The organism is Paracoccus rhizosphaerae, from assembly GCF_026162645.1.
In the GTDB taxonomy this organism is placed as follows: domain Bacteria; phylum Pseudomonadota; class Alphaproteobacteria; order Rhodobacterales; family Rhodobacteraceae; genus Paracoccus; species Paracoccus rhizosphaerae.
In genome coordinates this window covers 1-4846 of the sequence record NZ_JAOTBE010000120.1, presented here as the reverse complement: position 1 = coordinate 4846, position 4846 = coordinate 1, and the positions used below count along the sequence as shown (strand labels likewise).

At 59.6% G+C, this 4846-nt stretch carries 1 protein-coding gene and 2 pseudogenes; 2 read left to right on the top strand and 1 reads right to left on the bottom strand.

The window, feature by feature from the left end; translation table 11 throughout:
* Positions 1-119: 119 nt before the first annotated feature.
* Together OC184_RS19485 and OC184_RS19480 are read left to right on the top strand one after the other, a co-directional pair.
* A pseudogene (locus tag OC184_RS19485) lies at positions 120-350 on the top strand (IS3 family transposase); the annotation flags it as partial.
* Positions 351-580: 230 nt separating this feature from the next.
* Positions 581-969 (top strand): annotated as a pseudogene (locus OC184_RS19480) (IS5/IS1182 family transposase); the annotation flags it as partial.
* Between the two features lie 140 nt (positions 970-1109).
* Here the strand turns inward: OC184_RS19480 and OC184_RS19475 are convergent.
* On the bottom strand, positions 1110-4550 hold the full coding sequence (locus OC184_RS19475; protein WP_265508824.1) for a nucleoside hydrolase-like domain-containing protein: 3441 nt from the start codon (positions 4548-4550) through the stop codon (positions 1110-1112).
* Positions 4551-4846 lie beyond the last annotated feature (296 nt).

The window sequence follows — 4846 nt, the reverse complement described above, 5'->3', positions numbered from 1 at the left end:
GGGTCTCCGTAAGGTCCGTGGTTGAAGTCGCCAAACTCCACCTCGATCCTACACCTCGATGGCCACCCGGGATCACACCGCCAGCGGCGACGAAATTACACCAGCTCCTCGGACGCTAACATGGGTTCAGCGTATCGATGAGCGGCAAGGGCAATTGCTATGATAATTCGGCCGTCGAGAGCTTCTTCAGGTCGCTGAAGGCCGAATTGGTCTGGCGTCGCGACTGGCACACCCGGCGTGACGTCGAGATCGCCCTCCTCGAATACATCAACGGCTTCTACAATCCGCGGCGCCGACACTCTGCATTGGGCTGGAAATCACCCGTGGCCTTCGAAAACAAGGCCGCCTAACATGAGCACGAGACCGGAACGGAACCGGGACAGGTCCAACAACAGCAACGTTCAGACCAAAATGGAGGGGGTCAGTTCCTCGTGACGCCGAGGGGTCGGTTCCTGATGTCGTTTGACAGGAATCAGCATAGCGGCTCTTTCATCATGGGATCAGAAGAGCGAGGTGGTGCAATCTGGAGCGCGGCTTGGCAGCATGCGCTGTCGGAACGAGACCCATTGCGAACTCGCCTCATATCCTGGCACCTGCGCTGAAGCAGGTCGCCATTCTAACTGATCAGGTGCCGGATCTGGTCGTCATTGATCGCGGCCACGGCGTGGAGACGACCAGGGTCCTGATCAGCGGCACGAGACGCGGCGTTACCCCGCTCCTGGCAAAGCTCCTCAAGCGACGAAGCGCCATTGAGCCCGAGATCGGGCACATGAAGTCCGACGGGCGGCTCGCCAGGTGCCCGCTGAAGGGCCGCATCGGCGACGCGATCTTCGCCGTCCTTTGCGCCTGCGGCCATAACATCCGCAAGATCCTGACCCATCTTCGGGCTTTTGGACCCTGTTACTCAACCTGATCGTGACGGCTATCCAAGGCGAACGGACCCATCACCGGGAAGCAATGGCCGCCTGAGGGGATTGTTCAGTGCCGACCAGATAGATGGCATAAGGCACGACTTGAAAAGGCGATGAGCCGCCGGTGGATCATCGCCTTCCAAGAGGGAGTGTGATCCGGATGTAATCACGCTCCACATTGCGCTGTTGGTACCAACCTCAAAATAGGAAGTCGGAAGTTGCAAGAGATGCAATGTCTGTGACCAGCACCTCGAAGTCAGCTGTCCTGTCGCCGGTCACGTCCGCTCTCAGGATGAGATCCTTTCCGGATGTAGCCGTCCAGACGGAGTGGGCTGCTGCGTTTGTGCCAGAAAAGCTGAAGTCCTGGTGGCCTGAAGCGGAAGCGTTCGCGTCAAATGCGCTGAAGTCGAACTTGTCCGTTCCCGAGACGAAGTTGTGGACGGTATCGCGGGCGGAACCTGGCCGGCTTTCCGAAGCCATATTGAACACGAAGGTGTCTCGCGACGTGTCAGAGCCGCCAAACATGATGTCCGTACCCGCACCGCCGATAAGTCTGTCGCTGCCAGTGCCTCCGTTCAGCACGTCATTGCCGGCGCGCCCGTCCAAGGTGTCAGCTCCGGCAAGGCCGGACAGGCTGTTGTTCTGTCCATCGCCGAGCAGAGTGTCACCATAAGTTGAGCCTACGAGGTTCTGGACGCCTGTCAGGATCTCCCGCTCAAGCCCGATCCCGGTCTCATCGAGGCCCAGATGATCCTGGAACGCCTTCAGCCACAGGTCTGCCATCTTCTGGTAGCCTGCTTCGGACAGATGGGTGCCACTGTCGACGGACAGGCTGGACATGTCACTCACCTGGATTAAGCTCATGTTCACGAAGACGACATTGTGCCCCTGCTTCGCAAGGTTCTCGATCAGTGGATCCATCGCCTCGTTGTAGGCCTTTATCTTGTCGGCCATCGACTGCGGATACTGCCCTACCCGGATCGGCGGCAGGGACCCGACCATGATGATGGCGTCGGGCCTGTCGGCGCTGATGTTCGTCACAAGGGTGCGGAGTTCCGCGACCATCTGCTGAACGGTATCAGTCTTGCTATCGTTGGTGCCGGCCATAAGCATGATCACGTCCGGATCGGCGTTCTCAAGGAACTGCTTGTGAGACGCATCGAGCTGGTTGATCGTCCAGCCACGATGGCCCTGATGATCAGCGTCGATGCTGGAAGGTCCGTCCAAGAGGGAGCCGACCATGTTTACCTTGATGTCTTTCTCGGCCAGACCGCGCCACAGGAATGTACGATAGCCGCCGCTCTCGGTGTTGCCCTTGCTCACATAGCCTTCCGTCAAGGAGTCGCCGAAAGGCATGATGTTGAGGACGCGGTATCCCGCATCGATTTGCAGATCGGCAACCACCGGCCGTTTGGAAGCCGAGAAGTCGACGGTGTCGCCTTCGGGTGCCGGCGGCACGACCGGAGCCGGGGCCGGCGAAGTGCTGCCCTTGGCAACCAGCGAGAAGTCGTCCAGCAAAGCGCCCAGGCCGTCAGCGCTTTGGCTGCCGACTTCGCGGATGATCAGGCGATCCGTCCCGCTGGTGCCGGTGACGTCGACGGTAAAGGTGCCCCAGGACGAGCCCGGCGTCGTTGTGGCCACGACCTTGTCGTTCCAGACAACCTCAACCTGCTGTGTGGACGGTGACGAACCCGGCCGACCGCGCAAGTCGAAGCTCAGTGTATAGGCTTGGTTGGCAACGGTCGCGACATCTTGGTAGAAGCCGTCGCGCGCACCTTGGAAGTCAAGTTCGGCGAAGGTGTCGCCGTCCGTTGCATAGACACCCTTGAGCGCGTTCCAAAGCTCGATCCGGCCGCCGGGGAGGGCATTCCAGCCTGACACCGATCCAAAGTCGGCATACTTGCCCGGAGCGACATAGGAGCTTTCGAATGAACCGTTGACGAGGAGGTTGCCGCCTGTCGGTAGCACCAGGACAGGTGCCGGAGATGCAGCCGGCGCTTCAACCGGGCCCTGCGGGGCTGTTCCGTCGAACCGGAAATTCTTGCCCGAAAGGCTGGCCTTTGCCACGCCCTCGAGCAGGATGCTGTCGCTGTCGGACAGCACGACGCGGGTGCCGCCATTCTCGCTGCGCAGTTCGCGATAGCCTGAATAGCCGCGGATATCGAGAACCTCGCCTCCGCTTGCAGAAAAGTCGGTGACAGTGTCGCGACCGTCACCTGCCGCGAAGCGGAAGCTGTCCACACCCGTGCCACCAACCAGCCGGTCATCTCCCGTGCCCCCGATCAGGGTGTCGTTCCCGCCTCGTCCTTCCAAGGTATCGTTGCCCGCCATCCCCAAGATGACGTTATTGCCGCTGTTGCCATTGATGAAGTTGTCGCTGGCGTTGCCGGTCCCATTGATGTTGGCGGCGGTGCGCAGTGACATCGCCTCGACATGGTCGGCCAGGGTCCAGTTGACGGAAGCGTGGGTCCAGTCATACCCCTCACCCGCCTTCTCGACGGTCTTGTCGCCGGAGTTGTCGACCCAGTAGACGTCGTTGCCGGTTCCACCGTGCATCTGGTCGGCGCCGCCCTTGCCGTCAATGACATCATTGCCGCCGAGGCCGAAAATGATGTTGTTGGCGGAATTGCCGTTCAGGGTGTCGTTGCCAACACCGCCGCTGATGCTGCCGGCGGGCAAGCTATCAGCACTCGGAGCAGTGGGAGCAGGAGCAGGAGCAGGAGCAGGAGCCGAACCGTTGTCCTTGAGCAAGTCAAAGCGTTCGGCGAAGTCGCCCATCCAGGCCGCCCGATCCTCGGCGATGGACCCGGCTCCCACCTTCCCGTACCGCGTGTAGGCTGGGTTGTCGGTGTAGTATCTGTCAGACACCTTCCTAAACTCGCCGCCCCAGCTCTCCTTGGTGGGGTCGTTCTGGTCGCCGCTCAGGAAGCGCAGCACAGTTGGGCTGTCCCCCATCTTCACACCTTCCTGACCGTGAATCCGGAGGGACAAATCTGCGAACAAATCTCCAAGATTGCCGTGGCCGTCCGCATGCTCCTGATGCCAGCCGTTGATGTAACCGCTCTGCTCGCTCTTCCACATTCCAAAGTAGCTGGACTGGTTGTCGACCCACATGTCCAACTTCCCTTTGAAGTTCGACGCGATGTAGTCGAAGGCCGCGTTGTCCTGCCTGTTGATGCTGAACAGGCGCACGTGCTTTGCAATATCAGGAGCATCATGCAACGCTTGTGCGAGGTCGGTCTCACCACCCCAAGTGAGGACATTCAGCTTCTCGCCGGCAGCGGCAGCCTCTCGTGCTTCGGCTACAATTGCGTGGGACCCGTCGGTTGAGTTGGAGTAGCCTTTCGAAGGCGCAACCGCAGTAGCACCTTGCCAAGAGATTGCTTTCAGTTCCGCGGCTGTCTTGAAGTTGTCGCTATGCGCCTGAAGTTTTTCTTGGTCTTTGCCGTAGACATCGAGGATCTTCCTGACGTCGCCTACCAGCCCGTCTTGAATCCCCCATTTCGAGGCGGTGGCCGAGATCCCAACGATGTCCATCTTGTCCTGATACATCAACGCGTGGACCAGTGATTGGGCGTCATCGAGTTCCGCCGAATCCAGCCGCAGGTCCGTAGAGATGAAGACTCGTGGCAAAGGCATGCTGTCTCACTTTTCGATCGAGGTTTGCAAAAACTCTATGCGTGACCCAGCCTCGTTTAGGCGGAGCTTGAACACGCGGTTCGATGGCGCAGGGGTATCGTGGAGAACGTTAAAATTGAATTAAGATGGGCAGCCAAACTAAATGGTGCGCATATTTTCGCGCATTGCCGTCGAACCTAGGTGTCACATCCCGCGTGATTATACGGCCGCTTCTTGAAGATGTCCGGCCTTTGCCTTTGCCAGTCCTTGAGCGCGTTGATGGGCGTTTGCCCCTTCAACACTGATTGGGGGAGTTG